21 protein-coding genes are annotated in these 17,514 nt (G+C 54.9%); 8 read left to right on the plus strand and 13 right to left on the minus strand.

The genetic code is table 11. The features are described 5' to 3' along the window. Positions 1-102 precede the first annotated feature (102 nt). On the plus strand, positions 103-2,067 hold the full coding sequence (locus ACXAGA_RS03060; RefSeq protein WP_475116035.1) for a protein meaA: 1,965 nt from the start codon (positions 103-105) through the stop codon (positions 2,065-2,067). 73 nt (positions 2,068-2,140) lie between these two features. Next, a complete protein-coding gene (locus tag ACXAGA_RS03065) occupies positions 2,141-2,452 on the plus strand; it encodes an H-NS histone family protein (RefSeq protein WP_475116036.1) in 312 nt (103 codons plus the stop codon). Here the strand turns inward: ACXAGA_RS03065 and ACXAGA_RS03070 are convergent, their stop codons facing one another. From ACXAGA_RS03070 to ACXAGA_RS03125, 12 genes are all read right to left on the minus strand, one after another. Further along, positions 2,453-3,310: an urea carboxylase-associated family protein gene (locus ACXAGA_RS03070; RefSeq protein ID WP_475116037.1), complete on the minus strand. Its 858-nt coding sequence runs from the start codon at positions 3,308-3,310 to the stop codon at positions 2,453-2,455. A gap of 108 nt (positions 3,311-3,418) precedes the next feature. Beyond that, positions 3,419-4,198: a succinate dehydrogenase iron-sulfur subunit gene (locus ACXAGA_RS03075; RefSeq protein ID WP_475116038.1), complete on the minus strand. Its 780-nt coding sequence runs from the start codon at positions 4,196-4,198 to the stop codon at positions 3,419-3,421. A gap of 17 nt (positions 4,199-4,215) precedes the next feature. After that, positions 4,216-4,569, minus strand: a complete 354-nt coding sequence (locus ACXAGA_RS03080; RefSeq protein ID WP_475116039.1) for a hypothetical protein — start codon at positions 4,567-4,569, stop codon at positions 4,216-4,218. 15 nt (positions 4,570-4,584) lie between these two features. Next, a complete protein-coding gene (locus ACXAGA_RS03085) occupies positions 4,585-4,863 on the minus strand; it encodes a hypothetical protein (protein WP_475116040.1) in 279 nt (92 codons plus the stop codon). Continuing rightward, on the minus strand, positions 4,845-5,180 hold the full coding sequence (locus tag ACXAGA_RS03090; protein ID WP_475116041.1) for a hypothetical protein: 336 nt from the start codon (positions 5,178-5,180) through the stop codon (positions 4,845-4,847). Before ACXAGA_RS03090 ends, ACXAGA_RS03085 begins: the two co-directional genes overlap by 19 nt. After that, positions 5,180-6,985 (minus strand): succinate dehydrogenase flavoprotein subunit, encoded by a 1,806-nt coding sequence (gene sdhA / locus ACXAGA_RS03095; protein WP_475116042.1) that lies wholly within the window; start codon positions 6,983-6,985, stop codon positions 5,180-5,182. Before sdhA ends, ACXAGA_RS03090 begins: the two co-directional genes overlap by 1 nt. Positions 6,986-6,997: 12 nt before the next feature. Next, entirely contained in the window at positions 6,998-7,369 is a 372-nt protein-coding gene (gene sdhD, locus ACXAGA_RS03100; protein WP_475116043.1) for a succinate dehydrogenase, hydrophobic membrane anchor protein, read from the minus strand. Positions 7,370-7,379: 10 nt separating this feature from the next. Next, the gene (sdhC, locus tag ACXAGA_RS03105; RefSeq protein ID WP_475116044.1) at positions 7,380-7,766 is read right to left on the minus strand and encodes a succinate dehydrogenase, cytochrome b556 subunit; all 387 of its coding nucleotides are present in this window, start codon (positions 7,764-7,766) and stop codon (positions 7,380-7,382) included. A 250-nt stretch (positions 7,767-8,016) separates the two neighbouring features. Continuing rightward, positions 8,017-9,045, minus strand: a complete 1,029-nt coding sequence (locus ACXAGA_RS03110) for a MaoC family dehydratase (RefSeq protein WP_475116045.1) — start codon at positions 9,043-9,045, stop codon at positions 8,017-8,019. Continuing rightward, entirely contained in the window at positions 9,042-9,245 is a 204-nt protein-coding gene (locus ACXAGA_RS03115) for a DUF1737 domain-containing protein (protein WP_086451448.1), read from the minus strand. Before ACXAGA_RS03115 ends, ACXAGA_RS03110 begins: the two co-directional genes overlap by 4 nt. Positions 9,246-9,288: 43 nt before the next feature. Then, positions 9,289-9,831, minus strand: coding sequence for an NnrU family protein (locus ACXAGA_RS03120; RefSeq protein WP_475116046.1), 543 nt, complete (start codon positions 9,829-9,831; stop codon positions 9,289-9,291). Between the two features lie 33 nt (positions 9,832-9,864). After that, on the minus strand, positions 9,865-10,713 hold the full coding sequence (locus tag ACXAGA_RS03125; protein WP_475116047.1) for an HpcH/HpaI aldolase/citrate lyase family protein: 849 nt from the start codon (positions 10,711-10,713) through the stop codon (positions 9,865-9,867). A 240-nt stretch (positions 10,714-10,953) separates the two neighbouring features. On the opposite strand from ACXAGA_RS03125, the gene ACXAGA_RS03130 reads away from it, so the two are divergent. Next, the gene (locus tag ACXAGA_RS03130; RefSeq protein ID WP_475116048.1) at positions 10,954-11,541 is read left to right on the plus strand and encodes a PRC-barrel domain-containing protein; all 588 of its coding nucleotides are present in this window, start codon (positions 10,954-10,956) and stop codon (positions 11,539-11,541) included. Between the two features lie 53 nt (positions 11,542-11,594). On the opposite strand, the gene ACXAGA_RS03135 is transcribed toward ACXAGA_RS03130, so the two are convergent. Next, positions 11,595-12,341, minus strand: coding sequence for a sulfite exporter TauE/SafE family protein (locus tag ACXAGA_RS03135; protein WP_475116049.1), 747 nt, complete (start codon positions 12,339-12,341; stop codon positions 11,595-11,597). Between the two features lie 197 nt (positions 12,342-12,538). Between ACXAGA_RS03135 and mdh the strand changes: the two genes are divergently transcribed. The 5 genes from mdh (at position 12,539) to sucC (ending at position 17,514) form a co-directional block, all read left to right on the plus strand. After that, entirely contained in the window at positions 12,539-13,501 is a 963-nt protein-coding gene (mdh, locus tag ACXAGA_RS03140; RefSeq protein WP_086451443.1) for a malate dehydrogenase, read from the plus strand. Between the two features lie 147 nt (positions 13,502-13,648). Continuing rightward, a complete protein-coding gene (locus tag ACXAGA_RS03145) occupies positions 13,649-14,332 on the plus strand; it encodes a hypothetical protein (protein WP_475116050.1) in 684 nt (227 codons plus the stop codon). A 75-nt stretch (positions 14,333-14,407) separates the two neighbouring features. Further along, on the plus strand, positions 14,408-15,331 hold the full coding sequence (locus ACXAGA_RS03150; RefSeq protein WP_475116051.1) for a glycosyltransferase family 2 protein: 924 nt from the start codon (positions 14,408-14,410) through the stop codon (positions 15,329-15,331). Beyond that, positions 15,316-16,185 carry an FkbM family methyltransferase gene (locus tag ACXAGA_RS03155; protein ID WP_475116052.1) on the plus strand — a complete coding sequence of 290 codons (870 nt, stop codon included), beginning with the start codon at positions 15,316-15,318 and terminating at the stop codon, positions 16,183-16,185. The genes ACXAGA_RS03150 and ACXAGA_RS03155 overlap by 16 nt, the downstream gene beginning before the upstream one ends. Positions 16,186-16,317: 132 nt before the next feature. Then, positions 16,318-17,514: an ADP-forming succinate--CoA ligase subunit beta gene (sucC, locus tag ACXAGA_RS03160; protein ID WP_086451440.1), complete on the plus strand. Its 1,197-nt coding sequence runs from the start codon at positions 16,318-16,320 to the stop codon at positions 17,512-17,514.

Below are 17,514 nucleotides of genomic sequence, written 5' to 3' on the forward strand. Positions count from 1 at the left end.
TAGGCTGACGCCGCGTTGCAGCGAATTGACAGGGATGCTTTGTTTCCGTATTCAATTCCTGAGGGTAATAAAATTACTCAACAGATTCTTAGGAGGCCCAAGATGTCGCAAGCGCAGAAAGATCGTCCATGGCTGTTCCGGACCTATGCGGGTCACTCGACCGCCTCTGCGTCCAACGCTTTGTATCGTTCGAACCTGGCAAAAGGTCAGACCGGTCTATCGGTCGCTTTCGACCTGCCAACCCAGACCGGATATGATTCCGATCACCGCCTTTCGCGCGGCGAAGTCGGCAAGGTGGGCGTGCCCGTCTGCCACCTAGGGGATATGCGCGCGCTGTTCGACCAGATCCCGTTGGAACAGATGAACACATCGATGACGATCAACGCGACCGCGCCTTGGCTGTTGTCGCTATACATCGCCGTGGCCGAAGAACAGGGCGCGGACGTGTCCAAACTGCAAGGCACTGTACAGAACGACATCATCAAAGAATACCTGTCGCGCGGCACCTATATCTGCCCACCCAAACCATCCCTGCGCATGATCACGGACGTGGCCGCCTATACCCGTGAAAACCTGCCGAAATGGAACCCGATGAACGTCTGTTCCTACCACTTGCAAGAGGCAGGCGCGACACCAGAGGAAGAGCTGGCATTCGCATTGGCCACCGCCACGGCCGTTCTGGACGACCTAAAGGACAAAGTTCCAGCCGAACATTTCCCCAACATGGTTGGCCGCATTTCGTTCTTTGTGAACGCAGGCATCCGTTTCGTGACCGAAATGTGCAAAATGCGCGCATTCGTCGAACTGTGGGATGAAATTTGTCAGGAACGTTACGGCGTCGAAGACCCGAAAATGCGCCGTTTCCGTTACGGCGTTCAGGTCAACAGCCTTGGCCTGACCGAACAGCAGCCTGAAAACAACGTCTACCGCATTTTGATCGAAATGCTGGCTGTGACGCTGTCGAAAAACGCGCGTGCCCGCGCGGTTCAGCTGCCCGCATGGAACGAAGCCCTAGGCCTCCCGCGCCCATGGGACCAACAGTGGTCCCTACGTATGCAGCAGATCATGGCCTATGAAACCGACCTGCTGGAATACGAAGACCTGTTCGACAACAACCCAGCCGTCGAACGCAAGGTTGCCGCGTTGAAAGAGGGCGCTCGCGAAGAGCTAGCCACCATCGACGGTATGGGCGGCGCGGTTCAGTCGATCGAATACATGAAATCCCGACTGGTCGAATCCAACGGCAATCGCATCAACAACATCGAAGCGGGCGAAACCACCGTTGTCGGCGTGAACAAATGGCAGCAGGGCGAACCTTCGCCGCTGACATCGGGCGATGACGCGATCATGACCGTTGATCCTGCGGTCGAGGCCGAACAGATCGAACGCCTGAACGACTGGAAATCGTCCCGTGATGCAGATGCAGTCGCCAAAGCATTGGCCGATCTGTCAGCCGCCGCCAAAGACGGCACAAACATCATGATCCCGTCGATCGCCGCTGCCAAAGCAGGCGTGACGACTGGCGAATGGGCCGAAGCGATCCGTCAGGTGTTCGGCCAATACCGCGCCCCAACCGGCGTGTCGAAAAACCCGTCGAACCGCACCGAAGGTTTGGACGACATCCGCGACCGCGTTGCAAATGTGTCGGGCAAACTGGGCCGTCCCTTGAAATTCATTGTTGGCAAGCCTGGTCTGGATGGCCATTCGAACGGCGCCGAACAAATCGCCGCCCGCGCGCGTGACTGCGGCATGGACATCACCTACGAAGGCATTCGCCTAACGCCCGATGAAATCATCGAAGCCGCCGAACGCGACGATGCCCACGTTATTGGCCTATCGATCCTTTCGGGATCGCATTTGCCGCTTATCAGCGAAGTCGTGGAAAAGCTGAAAGCAAAAGGGCTGGATCACATTCCAGTCATTGCAGGTGGCATTATTCCGGACGAAGACGCGCAAAAATTGATCGAAATGGGCGTTTCTCGCGTTTATACGCCCAAAGATTTCGAATTAAACCGTATTATGGATGACATTGTCACCTTGGTCGATCCATCCGAAAAAGCGGCTTAATTTAATACGCCCCTAATTGATTATTTAATTAATTAGGGGCATGTTCCTTTTTATCACTCGAAAAGGAACGATAATGTCATTCGATCTGGAATCCATGTCCCGCAAAGAGCTGGAACAACTGCGCGCAGACGTAGAAAAAGCTCTGTCGCGTGTTGGCGCGCGCGAATTAAAAGCCGCCCGCGAAGCCGCAGCCAAAGCCGCAGCTGAATTCGGTTTTTCATTAGAAGAACTGGCAGGTGGCGCCAAAGCCCCCAAAGCCAAAGCCGCAGCGAAATACCGCAATCCTGCTGATGCAACGCAAACGTGGTCCGGTCGTGGTCGCAAACCACAGTGGATCAAAGATGCCGAAGCCGCAGGCACCGACATCGAAAGCTTTGCTATCTAATTAGCGCCCGTGACTACGGTCATAGGGATTTAAAGGGGGCGATTGCCAATTCGGCAGCGCCCCTTTTTGCGGCGTAAATACCTGCATCGACAGCGGATAGCAGGCCGCCGTGTCGGACGAATGTTCGCTACTGCAATCTCCGCCAGGGCAGGCGCTGAGCACGGCCAACAAATCTATTTCGGCAAATAGATCGATATAATCCCCTGCCCTAACGGGGCTGGCTTTCATAAAATATTGTCCGGTATCGCGTGTGAAACCCGTGCACATAAATACATTTAATACGTCGTGCACATACGGTTCAGCCTGATCTAAAGGCATTCCCTGATGATCGGCCAATGCCCGCGTTAAATTTGAATGGCAGCAATAATGATAATTAGGACCACCCAACGCGCGGCCCGTGTAGGGATCGCAGCGCGTTCCGATAACATCATGAACGCGTCCGCCAAATTCATCGACACCGTACCATTCCAAAGTATCATTAATGACGGTAGCGATTGGGCGTAGATACGGAAAATTCGACCATAAACGATGCCCAACAGTCACGTGCGTTCCGTGAATGGCGCGCGTTTTTCCAGAAAAGAAATGCTCTTTCAGATTATTGGCATTAAACAGATTTAAATCGCCCACCTGCGGGCCATCAGGGCACCCAATGCGCAGGATCGACCCCGCAGGCACTAAAATGGATGCGGCATCACGTGGCGGCGCAATGACAGCGTCCCCTGCCATGGCCGTCTGCAAGGCCGCGCGATAACCCGCAACATCGGCGGGCGGCAAAGCGTTATTCGGATAACAAATGACGGGCGCAATAGCGCGGCGGTCATCTGCATCAGCGGGTGCCTGTTGCGGGTCACGGGTCATGGTCGGCTCCTGATATTTGATCAAACGATACAAATCCGCGCAGCGACCACAATCCCCAAAAACAAAAAGCCCCGCCAAAGCGGGGCCTTTCAAATCGTTTGGCGTCGATTAGACGTGACGATCGACCATCATCTTTTTGATGTTCGCAATTGCCTCTGCTGGGTTCAGACCCTTTGGACAGGTTTTTGCGCAGTTCATGATGGTATGGCAACGGTACAGTTTGAACGGATCTTCCAGTTCGTCCAGACGTTCACCGGTTGCCTCATCACGGCTGTCGATGATCCAGCGATATGCGTGCAACAGCGCAGCTGGGCCCAGATATTTATCCGAGTTCCACCAGTAGCTAGGGCACGAGGTCGAGCAAGATGCGCACATCACGCATTCATACAGACCATCCAGTTTCTTGCGGTCCTCGATGGACTGCTTCCACTCTTTTGCTGGGCGGTTGGTTTTGGTTTCCAGCCACGGCATGATCGATGCGTGCTGTGCGTAGAAATGGGTCAGATCTGGGATCAGGTCTTTGACCACTGGCATGTGCGGCAGCGGATAGATTTTCACGTCGCCTTTGATTTCATCCATGCCGTAGATACATGCCAGCGTGTTACGGCCGTCGATGTTCATTGCACAGGACCCACAGATGCCTTCGCGGCACGAACGACGGAATGTCAGGGTCGCGTCGATCTTGTTCTTGATGTAGATCAGCGCGTCCAGAACCATCGGGCCGCAGTCATCCATATCGACGAAATAGGTGTCGATCGCAGGGTTTTTGCCGTCGTCTGGGTTCCAGCGGTAGATCTGGAATTTGCGGACGTTGGTTGCACCCTCGGGTTTGGGCCAGGTTTTGCCAACCGTCATACGGCTGTTTTTAGGAAGGGAGAATTGGACCATGGGTCAGGCTCCTAGTCTTAGGCACTGGCACCACCCGACAGCGCAGCGGTCGCGCAGGTCGTGGTGGAGGCACGGTTAAGAATATTCGAAACGATATAGTTCGTATCGGCGGTCGGACCCGTCACCGATGCCGCAGCAAGCGACGACAGTTCGGAAACGGTAGCATTTTCTGTGATGCAGCGCGCCATTGGTTCAGCAACCCCGCGCGGGATCGATACGCCACCTGGCAATTCGGTTTGCATCAACACAGGCACGATCACGGCATAGGCCATGTCTGTCTGCGCCACTTCGGCTTTTTCAGTCAGAGTGTCGGTCATGGTGCACCCCGCAATCGCGGCCGCGGCACAACATGCCAGAATGATCTGTTTCATCTTATCACTCTCCTTTTACAGCGATGGTGGCCGGATCGGGCCAGTGCCCGTCAGGTCAACAACGCAACGTTCGTAAACAGTCATCGGATCGGTCCCACGCAGGTAGTCCGTGGAAATCCCGATTTCACCCGATGCATATGCACCCGATTTTGAATTCGTCCCCAGCGTGACATTCCCAAATGGGCCATCAGCGCGTTGGGCGCGTTCTTCGCAAATCTGGGCTGCGCGTTCAGGTGCAATCGGACCACAGGCCGCAACAGCAACCAGAGAACCGATCAGAAACCACCGATACAATACCCTGCCCCCCCTTGCATAAAGCTAGAGCCGCCAGTGCAGTACAGGCTAGGCGCCTGTAGCTGTACGGGTTGCCGTTGTTCGCCAACAGGTTCCAGATACGCCGCCATGGTCGGATCATCGAACGCAGCCTGCGGTACATTCGCACCGATCATAGTCAGGCATTGCTGATAGGCCGCCAATGTCTGGGGGCTGGGTGCAGCGTTGTACTGCGCGGCGCATTCGGCAACCGTGGTCGCCGAATGTTCCACCACTGTCTTGCCGCAACCGACAATCCAAACGGGGGAAATCGCCAATAGCAGCACCGCCGTCCGCATTAGAACGTACGCGCCTTTGGTGCGATGGTTTTCAGGCTGATGCCGCCCTGATCTTCGGTGGTCAGCGGATCGGTGATCACCGGACGATAGGACAGGTCAACCTGCGTGTCGTTCACGCGCGCAACGGTGTGAACGCGCCACTTTTCGTCGTCGCGGTTCGGGAAATCCTCGTGGGCGTGCGCACCGCGCGATTCTTCGCGTGCTGCGGCGCCTGCGATGGTTGCCAGCGCGTTCGGCATCAGGTTGGTCAGTTCCAACGTTTCCATCAGATCCGAGTTCCAGACAAGGCTGCGGTCGGTGACCGACAGATCGTCCATTTTGCCCGCGATTGCGGTCATCTTTTCAACGCCTTCAGCCATGGTTTTGGCGGTACGGAACACGGCCGCATCTGCCTGCATGGTTTTCTGCATTTCCAAACGCAGCTCGGCGGTTGCCATGTTGCCTTTGGCGTGACGCAGGCCGTCGAAACGGTCGAACGCTTTGTCGATGGACGCTTGGTTCAGGACAGGGTTTGCCGAGTTCGGGTCGACAACCTGACCTGCGCGGATCGCAGCGGCGCGGCCAAACACAACAAGGTCGATCAAAGAGTTCGAACCCAGACGGTTTGCACCGTGTACCGACGCACAGCCCGCTTCGCCCACGGCCATCAGGCCAGGCACGATGCCGGTTGGGTTGTCAGCGGTTGGGTTCAGCACTTCGCCCCAATAGTTGGTTGGAATGCCGCCCATGTTGTAGTGAACCGTTGGCAGAACCGGAATTGGTTCTTTGGTCACGTCAACACCAGCAAAGATTTTCGCCGATTCCGAAATGCCTGGCAGACGTTCTGCCAATGCTTCGGCTGGCAGGTGGTTCAGGTGCAGGTGAATGTGATCACCGTCTTTACCAACGCCGCGGCCTTCGCGGATTTCCATGGTCATCGAACGCGAAACATAGTCACGTGGCGCCAAGTCTTTGTAGTTTGGCGCGTAACGTTCCATGAAACGTTCGCCTTCGGAGTTGGTCAGATAACCACCTTCGCCGCGTGCGCCTTCGGTGATCAGACAGCCCGAACCGTAGATGCCGGTTGGGTGGAACTGAACGAATTCCATGTCCTGCAGAGCCAGACCAGCACGTGCAACCATGCCGCCGCCGTCACCCGTACAGGTGTGCGCCGAGGTAGCGGAGAAATAGGCACGTCCGTAACCGCCGGTCGCCAGAACAACCATTTTCGCGTTGAATACGTGGAACGTACCGTCGTCCAGTTTCCAGCAGACAACACCGGTACACTGGCCGTCATCGCTCATGATCAGGTCGATCGCGAAATATTCGATGTAAAATTCAGCGTTGTTTTTCAGCGACTGACCATACAGCGTGTGCAAGATCGCGTGACCGGTACGGTCAGCAGCAGCACAGGTACGCTGTACGGGCGGGCCTTCGCCGAATTCGGTGGTGTGACCGCCGAACGGACGCTGATAGATTTTACCTTCTTCGGTACGGCTGAACGGAACGCCATAGTGTTCCAGTTCGTAAACAGCTTTGGGGGCTTCGCGCGCCAGATATTCCATCGCGTCGGTATCGCCCAGCCAGTCCGACCCTTTGACGGTGTCGTACATGTGCCACTGCCAGCTGTCTGGGCCCATGTTGCCCAGCGATGCCGCAATACCACCCTGCGCCGCAACAGTGTGCGAACGGGTTGGGAAAACTTTGGAAATACATGCGGTGCGCAGGCCCTGTTCGGCCATACCCAGCGTTGCACGCAGACCAGCGCCACCAGCGCCGATTACGACAACGTCATATTCGTGTGTTTCGTATTCGTAAGATGCCATTGGTCGTATTCCTTACAGAGCCAGCTTCGCCAGAGCGAACAGGCCAGTCGCCATCAGGCCATAGGTGAATGCAGTCATCAGCGAAATCCACGCCTTGCGGGCGATGCCGCCGGTGTAGTCTTCGATCATGATCTGAAAGCCTTTGTTAAAGTGTTTCAGGCCGAACACCAAAACCAGCGCCGTCAGGATCGCAGGGATCGGACGCGCAAAGGTCGCCTGAACAGTGGCGTAGTCGCTGCCCAGCGCCTTGCCAAAGACATAGAGAAAAGCAGGGATAATCAGTGCCAGACCTACGGCGCTGACGGTCATGTACCAGTGATGTTCGGTGCCAGAATGTGCGGCGCCTTTACCTTCGGCACGTTTACGGGCGGTCAGATAACGCATCGTGGACCCCTTAGACGATAATTACAGTGATGATGGTCAGAACGACCGATCCGATCAGACACGCCCAGCCCAGCTTTTCAGCGGTTGGAATGTCCAGGCCTTTGCCTGCATCATAATACAGGTGACGCAGACCAGCGAGGAAGTGGTACCAAACGCCCAGCGCCGACAGGGTCATGACAATATCACCGATGAACGATGTCAGAACAGCATTTGCGATATTGAAATAGGCTTCGCTGGTTGCAGCGGCGATCAGCCACCAAACCACCAGAATGGTCGACACGATCAGCGCGTTGCCGGTGACGCGTGTCAGGATCGACGTCAGCATCGGAATCTGCCAACGGTAAATTTGCAAGTGCGGCGAAAGTGGGCGTTGAACGCCTTGGGTTTTTTCTGCCATTTTTGTCCCCTATGTCATTGGGCGTTGCGGGACGAACGACAAAGTCGCGCCCGCGTGCGGGTCATTGGCTACTCTTCTAACGGTTTTTACGGTTCTGTCACGCTATCCGATCAGGACAATTGATGAAAAACTGACGCAGTTAGCGCTAAAACAGCAGTTTGTGATCACGAGTTTTCCGCCTGTGATCACAAATAAATTTCCGACTATTTTAGTCATGAAAAAGCGCCGCGATTCGCGACGCTTAGGCGTTTTAGACAGGCATTAGCGCCCAATAATCGAGGTCTAGCAGGACGCCGGATTTGTATTTTCCGTCCTCGCCCTTCAGCTCTCCGACGGTGCCGTCTTTGGTTGCGACCAGACGCAGGCGGATCGCACCAACGCCCGGAACATCGGTTTCAGCTTTGTCCAACACTTCGGTCCACGCCTTGATCGTATCACCCGAGAAACATGGGTTCGCATGCGCGCCGCCATTCAGTCCAACGATCATCTGCGCATTGGCCAGACCGTTGAACGACAGCGCGCGGGCCATCGAAATCACGTGACCGCCATAGATCAGACGACCTTCGGGGCGGAATGTCAGGTCAAAGTGCACCTTGGCCGTGTTTTGCCACAGGCGCGTGGCCAGCATGTGTTCGGCCTCTTCGATCGTGACGCCATCTACGTGGTCGATGACTTCGCCAACGGCATAATCACCCCAACGATGCTGTTCGCCGGCCAGATCGAAATCATAGTTTTCAAATGTCAGGCCTTCGGGGATGATCAGATCGTCAACCGACAGAACCTTTTTCAGATCGGGCAGCACGGTTTCCGGCGCTGGGGCATCGATGTTGCCTTTGCGAACCATAACCCAGCGCACGTATTCCAGAACCACATCGTCGTTTTGGTTGATGCCGCGAGTACGCACGTAAACAACGCCGGTTTTACCGTTCGAGTTTTCTTTGACCCCGATCACCTCGGATTCCGACCGCAGAGTATCGCCGGGGTAAACGGGCAGCAGCCAGCGACCTTCGGCATAGCCCAGGTTGGCCACCGCGTTCAGCGATACATCCGGAACAGTTTTGCCAAAGACCACGTGAAACGCGATCAGGTCATCCACGGGCGATCCGTCCAAACCGCAATCAGCGGCGAACACGTCCGACGAATACAGCGCGTGACGTGCAGGATATAGCGCGTGGTACAACGCGCGTTCGCCTTCGGCGACGGTGCGCGGGACAGCGTGTTTGATCACCTGCCCTACCTGATAATCTTCGAAAAAACGTCCCGGATTGGTTTTGGTCATAGCTGTCCCAGTTTTATCTCTCGTGAATATTCGGCATCCACCTCTTTCACGACGGCCTGACCACAGCGCATCACGCCGCGGGCCGCGTCAAAGGAATAGGTGGGATCGCCATATAGCTCCCAGCCTTTGCTCAGAGCTTCGGTGACTTTGTGGCAGAAATCTGCGGTGTCATCTTCGGATAGAAAACGATAGGCCTTCATCGGGTCGCATCCTGTACTGGCCGCGACCCAATGGGGCGCGGGATTAACCAAAGGGCATGTAGCCCAGCAGGACGTGGATATAGGCAATTACGCTGTAAACCAACACGGTCCCAACGACCGCACCGATTTCTTTGCCCATTGGCGCGGGCGCGGGTTTTTCCCATGTGGTCGCGCGGCTGATCAAAATCACCTCGACTACGGCCCAGATCAGCAAACCGCCGAACAGAACCACAGACGCCCAATCGCCGTTCGCCAACAGGTGCGCGACGGCCCATAGTTTGACGCCCGTCAGCTGCGGATGCCTGATTTTGCGCGTGATCGCCGTTTTCATGCCCGCCGCGGCGAACAGGTAAACCGCGAACAACATCAACAGGTTGTTCAGGTGCGTGCCCCAAACGGGCGGCGCATAGGCCGGACCGGCCCACCACATCCGATAGCCCACGACCATCAGCACCACGGACAGCAGCAAAGCCAAGGCGATGGGCCCCCGCCCCTTTGCCCCTAAAGCATTGCGCCGCGCGGGCGACAGTCGTTTGAACAGATGAGCGACCGACCATAACAGAACGCCTAAGATAAGAAGGATCATTTCATTCCCTTTCGGGCGAAATGATCCGCCCTGTTAGCTTTCGATGGCAGCAATTGCTGCGGCTTTGGCCAGCGTGGCCTTGGCTGTGACGATATGCAAGTTTTCTACGATCTTGCCATCCACAACGGCGACACCCAGACCCTGTTTTTCGGCCTCTTCAAAGGCAGCGATCTGACGTTCGGCCAGTTCGATTTCAGCCTCGGTCGGGGCAAATGCGGTGTTGGTGATTTCAACCTGCGCAGGGTGGATCAGCGATTTACCGTCAAAACCCATGTCGCGGCCCTGATCGCATTCGATTTTCAGACCTTCGTCATCTTTGAACGCGTTATAAACGCCGTCGATCGCAACCACGCCGTATGCCTTGGCCGCAACCAGACAGGCCTGCAGGCTGTACAGCAGCGGTTCGCGGTTGTCGGATTTGCGGGTGTTCAGGTCTTTGGCCAGATCGTTGGTGCCCAAAACGAACCCTTCGATACGGTCATGCGCCGCAATCGACGCGGCGTTGATCACACCCAGCGGCGTTTCCATCATCGCCCAGATCTTTTTATCGCCAACCAGCGCGGCAACGGCATCCACGTCTGCAGGGCTGTTTACCTTTGGCACCAGAACGGCGTCGCAATCCATCGCAGCGGCGGCTTTGCAGTCCGCTTCGCCCCATTCGGTATCCAGACCGTTCACGCGGACAACGCGGTAGCGCGCGCCATAGCCGCCAGCAGACAGCGCCGCCGCCAGCGTTTCACGGGCGTTCACCTTTTCATCTGGCGCGACGGCGTCCTCTAGATCGAACAGGATCGCATCGACAGGCAGACCGCGTGCTTTGTCCAAAGCGCGATCTTTGGAACCCGGAATATACAGTGCGGAACGGAATGGACGGTCGGACATGATTCTACCTCGCAATATTGTTGCGCAGAAATGAACATACATAACCGATTCATTCAAAGGGAAATTTGCCGCAACGCAGCGACACTTCGACTTATTATCTAGAAAGAACGCGCCCGAAACGCGGCAACCAGCCGAAAGTTCCCTGAATTTATTATATCTTTTCTCGCAACTTTTTCGACGGAAACGGTGTTGTGTCTGCAAATGCCGGTGACGCACCGGCGACAGATAAAGGAATACATTATGAAAAACATTCTACTGACCTCCGCTGCTGCCCTGATGATTGCTGGCCCTGCTCTGGCCGAATCCCACGCCGCCGTTTCGACCGAAATGGATGCACAAGTTGGCGACACCATGTCAGCAGAAATGGATGCGACCGCCGAAGCCGAAACCGGTCTGGGCGCAACAATTGACGAAGCGCAAACCTCGATCGCGGATGCTGCAGATGATGCGATGGATGAAATCGACGCGATGACAGACTCTGACGCGACCGTTGTTGCGACCGTAGGTAGCGACGACATCATCATGATCGATGGCTACAGCAGCGTTGCGGTGGGCGAACTGACTGCCGATATGCTGATCGGCCAAGACGTCACCAACATGGAAGACGAAGATCTGGGCACCATCAGCGACATCGTTCTGACCGCTGACGGCGACATCGACGCTGTTATTCTGGACGTGGGCGGTTTCTTGGGTCTGGGCGCAAAACCGGTCGAGGTCGCCTATGACGATCTACAGATCCTAGAAGAAACCGATGGCGACGACATGCGCGTTTACATGAGCGCCAGCGCCGAAGTTCTGGCCGAAATGCCAGAGTACCAAGCATCGTAATTCAGACGACTGTTAACGAGTTTCGGCCGCCCCAATGTGGGCGGCCTTTTCTATTAGAATTGCCCGATTGCGTCGTAGATCAATTTGATCGACACCAACCCCAGCGTGATCACCACAAAATTAAAGAATATCTTTTCCGGGATCACTTTGACCAATTTGACGCCCACGAAAACGGAAATCACCGCAGGGATCATCAGGATCGCCGCATTGCGTAAACTGCTTAGGTTGATCTGGCCCAACATCGCATAAGGGACCAATTTGATCGCGTTGATATAGGCAAACCCAATGGTCGTTGTGCCCGCGAACACCAGTTTATCCAACTTAAGTGGCAGCACGAACATCTGATAGGGCGGCGCGCCTGCGTGGCTGACAAAACTGGTGAAACCAGACACCGCCATCCAGAAAACACCTTTGGGTTTATTCAATGGTGCGGGCGGCACTTCGCGGCCGCGGCGAAGGATGAAATTCAGGGTAAAGACCGCGCCGATCACACCAACCATCAACGTCACGGCGGCTTTGGGCACGATGGAAGCCAGCAAACCGCCCGCGATAACGCCCAACGTGCCGCCGATCAAAACGATCTTTAAAACGGGCATGTCATAGGCCTTGCGATAGGTATAAACGCCGAAAATATCGGACACGATATAGACAGGCAGCAGCATGCCAGCGGCCATGATCGGATCCATAACCAGCGCCATAATCGGCACCGCCACAGTCCCCAAAGATGCCAGACCGCCCTTGCTCAAACCGACGCTGATCGCAGCAATCACTGCTGCGACCCAGAACCAAATATCGACCATATTTCCCCCAAAACCGAAGAATCAGTTGCATGATTCTTGATCAAATTGCCGTTCGGCATACAATTGTGTGCCGAACTTTAGCGCAAACATCCCTTATCTAACAGGTGATTTTAATTGCCGCACCGCGGCACCCTTGATTGCTTCGCGCCAAAGGTCTACCCCTTGCGCCGACCACAACCCTTATTAAGGATGGAATTATGGCTCGACCAAAGATTGCCCTCATCGGCGCTGGCCAAATCGGTGGCACGCTTGCTCACCTGGCTGCGATCAAAGAACTGGGCGACGTTGTCCTGTTCGACATCGCCGAAGGCACCCCACAGGGCAAAGCGCTAGACATCGCTGAATCCGGCCCTTCGGAAGGTTTCGACGGAACGTTCAAAGGCACCAACGACTACGCTGATATTGCTGGCGCAGACGTTTGCATCGTGACCGCAGGTGTTCCACGTAAACCAGGCATGTCCCGCGACGACCTGCTGGGCATCAACCTGAAAGTCATGAAATCCGTTGGCGAAGGCATCAAAGAGCACGCGCCAAACGCATTCGTTATCTGCATCACCAACCCGCTGGACGCGATGGTTTGGGCTCTGCAGCAGTTCTCGGGTCTGCCAACAAACAAAGTTTGCGGCATGGCTGGCGTTCTGGACTCGGCTCGCTTCTCGCACTTCTTGGCGACCGAATTCAACGTATCGATGAAAGACGTTACCGCATTCGTTCTGGGCGGCCACGGCGACACCATGGTTCCTTCGGTTCGTTATTCGACCGTTGGCGGTATCCCTCTGCCAGATCTGGTTGAAATGGGCTGGACCACACAGGAAAAACTGGACGCAATCGTTCAGCGTACCCGTGACGGCGGCGCAGAAATCGTTGGCCTGCTGAAAACAGGTTCGGCATTCTACGCACCTGCGACTTCGGCAATCGAAATGGCCGAAGCCTACCTGAAAGACCAAAAGCGCGTTCTGCCATGTGCAGCATACTGTGACGGCGAAATCGGCGTCAAAGGCATGTACGTTGGCGTTCCAACCGTGATCGGCGCGAACGGCATCGAAAAAGTCATCGACATCAAGCTGAACAAAGAAGAGCAAGAGATGTTCGACAAATCGGTCGACGCCGTTAAAGGTCTGGTCGACGCATGCAAAGGCATCGACTCGTCGCTGGCATAATCTGCGATTAGATCAATTTTCAAAGGCCCGCACATGCTGCGGGCCTTTTTTGTTGCTGTATCTTCAACAAACTACGGTTGCTTAAACCCGACAATTTTGGCTTATTTACAGGCAATCAACCAAAAGAATAACCAACAGGCATAACGAATGAGCTGGACCGACAAGATCACTACCTGCATCACGATGGGCCTGCGCCCCGACCTATTGCAGGAAACATTCGAAAGCCTGAGCCCCGAATTACAATCGCTGCCGATTGTTGCGATCAATGATTTTGGCGACACTGAAACCAACGACATGTTTCACAGCCTTTGGCCAAATGGCACCCTGATCGACAAAGGCGGTCGCATTGGCCACACCAAAGCCATCGACGCGATCTACGAACATGTCAAAACGCCCTATGTTTTCCATATCGAAGACGACTGGGGATTCACCAATTGCGATTTTGTCCAACCGGCGATCGATGTGCTGGATGCCGACAGCGATGTGTCGATGGTGTGCCTGCGTGCGCTGGCTGACTTTAAATTAAAACCCGAAAAGGCCGAACAGGTGATGGATGAAACCGTTGCGGGTCACCTGATCAATCGGATGGACAATATTGATCCGGATTGGCACGGGTACACGTTCAACCCACATATTTCGCGTCTGTCCTTGTGGAAAGAAATCGGTGGTTTCAGCCAGTTCCGCGGCGAAAAAAAGGTTTCGATCCATTTCCGCCAGATGGGCAAACACGTTGCGTATCTGCAACCGGGCTATTGCGGTCACATCGGCGGAGGGGCCAGCGCCCGTCGCCGCAAAGACGAAGCAAAACCAGCACCCAAATCGCAGTCCTGATCGTTCGCGCCAGACTTGCACGGCGCGATCGCCACGGCGACACAGGGCAAACACATATTTATTCGGCGTAGTTGATTGACGAAAATTCTGTTCAGTGCCCAACGAAACGAAGGTCCATTCTTGCTGGAATGGGTCGCCTATCATCGTGTGTTGGGCTTTGATCGCGTCATCGTTTATTCCAACGACTGTACCGATGGGTCCGATGTTTTGCTGGATGCGTTGCATGATATTGGGGCTGTTGAACATTACCGCCACGCTGTTCCCGAAAACGAAAGCCCCCAACGCAACGCTGCCAATATCGCGTGGAATGCGGGTCATTTCGCCCATGGCGATTGGGTCATGTGGCTGGATAGCGATGAATTTTTGCTACCGTCGATGGGCGACCGAAAACTGGATGACCTGATCAACGATCAGAGTTTTGACGCAATGGCCGTGGCGTGGCGATATTATGGTGATAGCCACAACGCCAGATTTCCCGGTCGTCACATCTCGCCCGCGTTTACATGGGCCCAAGACATCGACGAGGCAGGCTGGCGCCAAGGTAAAACGCTGTTTCGCGTGAACGAACATATCGCGGGTCTGTCGATTCATCGGCCATTGGTGTCTGAAACCATGTCGCATGACACATATCGGTACATCAATTCCTCTGGCCACACGGCGCAGGACGGTTTTTTGTCAAATGACGGCCCGCCCTACAACCGCATCAAATACCAAGGTTTGGAGCCGTGGAAATTGGCGCAAGTCATCCATTTCATCATCCGAACGCCCGAAATGTTTGCCCGAAAACAGGAACGCGGTGATGGGTGGTTTGCGGCGACGGACAACCCCGTTAATCGAAATCACCAGTTTTATAATCGGCGAAACATGAATGAATGTCAGGTGACCGACCACCTGATCCACGAACAAGAAACCGTTGCGTTGATGCAAAACTGGCTATCCAATTTTGCTGTCGCCAATGCCTGCGCGCAGATCAAAGGGTTCCAATGGATGCCAATCTGAAAACCGTTTTATTGGCGGCTGCTCCTCTGAAAAAAATCGAAGTCTGCGACATTGGCGCAAACCCGATCGACAACGCCGCGCCCTATGCGCCTATGTTGGAACAGGGGCTTGCGCGGGTGACAGGATTTGAACCCCAACCTGACGCTTTGGCAAAGTTGAACAAGGTGAAGTCAGACGACGAAACCTATTTCCCGAACGCATTAGGCACAGGCGAACCCGTCGATTTCAATGTCTATCGCGGTTCTGGGTTTTCGTCCTGTTACGGACCCAATCAATCGACCATCGACCTGACCACCAATCTGGCGAAATATATGACCCTGCGCGATACATTTCGCGTTGAAACATCGCGGTTGGATGATCTGGTGGACGTCCCGCAAATCGACATGCTGAAAATCGACGTACAGGGCAGCGAACTGAACATCATTTCGAACGGACGGAACAAACTATCCGATGCGGTGTGCGTCTGGACCGAAGTCCGTTTCTTTCCTTTGTATGACAACGAACCGGACTTTGGTGATCTGCAATTGGAACTGGTCGGTCAGGGGTTCAGGCTCCATGATTTTGACAGCATCATGAAACTGCATTTGTCATCGGGCGATGCGCCGACACGCCGGCGTTGGCGGCGTCAGATTGTTGATGGCGATGCGATCTATTTCCGCGATTTGCGCACCATTCGCGACTGGACCGAACATCAACTGCGCACAACCGTTCAGATTGCGTCGCTTGTCACGCGCAGCAAAGACATCGCAGGATTCGCAATTGCAGAATTGGTGCGGCGTGGGACCATCGATCAAGCTGTGCTGGATCTGTTCAACGACTCAAAGGGTATTCACAACGCTTTCCCCCACTGGTGAATTTTGTGATCACACTTTTTAAAACTGTGATCACAAATGTCGGGTTTTACCGCTCACAGTTAAAATAAACGTTCTTTTGGGCGTATTGTTGTGTTTAGTGGGACGAAACCGAAGCACAGCGAGGGACACTCGATGAACATCCATGAATATCAGGCCAAAGCGCTACTGCGCAGCTATGGCGCACCCGTTTCCGACGGTCGCGCTGTTCTAAAGGCTGAAGACGCAAAAACCGCAGCAGGCGAACTGGACGGCCCACTTTGGGTTGTGAAATCCCAGATCCACGCCGGTGGCCGTGGTAAAGGCAAATTCGTAGAACCAGAAGCCGGTGAAAAAGGCGGCGTTCGTCTGGCGTTTTCCGTAGAGGAAGCAGCCGAGATGGCGAAACAGATGCTGGGCAAAACTCTGGTCACGCACCAGACCGGCCCTGCAGGCAAACAAGTCAACCGCATCTACATCGAAGACGGTTCCGACATCGAACGCGAACTGTATCTGGCCCTGCTGATCGACCGTCAGACATCGCGCGTGTCGTTCGTATGTTCGACCGAAGGCGGCATGGACATCGAAGAAGTCGCTGCGTCGACCCCTGAAAAAATCCTGTCGTTCTCGGTTGATCCGGCGACCGGTTACCAACCATACCACGGCCGCCGCGTTGCGTTCGCGCTGGGTCTGGAAGGTCCACAGGTTAAAGAATGCGTTAAACTGATGGGCATCCTGTACAAGGCGTTCATCGAAAAAGACATGGAACAGCTGGAAATCAACCCGCTGATCGTTCTGGAAGGTTCGGGCAACCTGAAACTTCTGGATGCGAAAGTCGGCTTTGACGGCAACGCGATCTACCGCCAGCCAGACATCGCTGAACTGCGCGACACCACCGAAGAAGACCCAAAAGAGCTAGAAGCGTCGAAATTCGACCTGAACTACATCGCTCTGGACGGTGAAATCGGTTGTATGGTGAACGGTGCAGGTCTGGCGATGGCCACCATGGACATCATCAAACTGTACGGCGCAGAGCCTGCAAACTTCCTTGACGTTGGTGGCGGCGCTACCAAAGAAAAAGTCACCGAAGCATTCAAAATCATCACCTCTGACCCGAACGTCAAAGGCATCTTGGTCAACATCTTCGGCGGCATCATGCGTTGTGACGTGATCGCAGAGGGCGTTGTTGCAGCCGTTAAAGAAGTCGGCCTGCAGGTTCCACTGGTTGTCCGTTTGGAAGGTACCAACGTCGAAAAAGGCAAAGAGATCATCAACACCTCTGGCCTGAACGTTATCGCCGCTGACAACCTGTCTGATGGTGCAGAGAAAATCGTGAAAGCGGTGAAAGGCTAA

The organism is Marivivens sp. ABH4_498, assembly GCF_056160585.1.

Coding starts and splice junctions, on each gene's coding strand:
- ACXAGA_RS03060 (WP_475116035.1), top strand. CDS start 103: ATGTCGCAAGCGCAGAAAGATCGTCCATGGCTGTTCCGGACCTATGCG.
- ACXAGA_RS03065 (WP_475116036.1), top strand. CDS start 2,141: ATGTCATTCGATCTGGAATCCATGTCCCGCAAAGAGCTGGAACAACTG.
- ACXAGA_RS03070 (WP_475116037.1), bottom strand. CDS start 3,310: ATGACCCGTGACCCGCAACAGGCACCCGCTGATGCAGATGACCGCCGC.
- ACXAGA_RS03075 (WP_475116038.1), bottom strand. CDS start 4,198: ATGGTCCAATTCTCCCTTCCTAAAAACAGCCGTATGACGGTTGGCAAA.
- ACXAGA_RS03080 (WP_475116039.1), bottom strand. CDS start 4,569: ATGAAACAGATCATTCTGGCATGTTGTGCCGCGGCCGCGATTGCGGGG.
- ACXAGA_RS03090 (WP_475116041.1), bottom strand. CDS start 5,180: ATGCGGACGGCGGTGCTGCTATTGGCGATTTCCCCCGTTTGGATTGTC.
- sdhA (WP_475116042.1), bottom strand. CDS start 6,985: ATGGCATCTTACGAATACGAAACACACGAATATGACGTTGTCGTAATC.
- sdhD (WP_475116043.1), bottom strand. CDS start 7,369: ATGCGTTATCTGACCGCCCGTAAACGTGCCGAAGGTAAAGGCGCCGCA.
- sdhC (WP_475116044.1), bottom strand. CDS start 7,766: ATGGCAGAAAAAACCCAAGGCGTTCAACGCCCACTTTCGCCGCACTTG.
- ACXAGA_RS03110 (WP_475116045.1), bottom strand. CDS start 9,045: ATGACCAAAACCAATCCGGGACGTTTTTTCGAAGATTATCAGGTAGGG.
- ACXAGA_RS03115 (WP_086451448.1), bottom strand. CDS start 9,245: ATGAAGGCCTATCGTTTTCTATCCGAAGATGACACCGCAGATTTCTGC.
- ACXAGA_RS03120 (WP_475116046.1), bottom strand. CDS start 9,831: ATGATCCTTCTTATCTTAGGCGTTCTGTTATGGTCGGTCGCTCATCTG.
- ACXAGA_RS03125 (WP_475116047.1), bottom strand. CDS start 10,713: ATGTCCGACCGTCCATTCCGTTCCGCACTGTATATTCCGGGTTCCAAA.
- ACXAGA_RS03130 (WP_475116048.1), top strand. CDS start 10,954: ATGAAAAACATTCTACTGACCTCCGCTGCTGCCCTGATGATTGCTGGC.
- ACXAGA_RS03135 (WP_475116049.1), bottom strand. CDS start 12,341: ATGGTCGATATTTGGTTCTGGGTCGCAGCAGTGATTGCTGCGATCAGC.
- mdh (WP_086451443.1), top strand. CDS start 12,539: ATGGCTCGACCAAAGATTGCCCTCATCGGCGCTGGCCAAATCGGTGGC.
- ACXAGA_RS03145 (WP_475116050.1), top strand. CDS start 13,649: ATGAGCTGGACCGACAAGATCACTACCTGCATCACGATGGGCCTGCGC.
- ACXAGA_RS03155 (WP_475116052.1), top strand. CDS start 15,316: ATGGATGCCAATCTGAAAACCGTTTTATTGGCGGCTGCTCCTCTGAAA.
- sucC (WP_086451440.1), top strand. CDS start 16,318: ATGAACATCCATGAATATCAGGCCAAAGCGCTACTGCGCAGCTATGGC.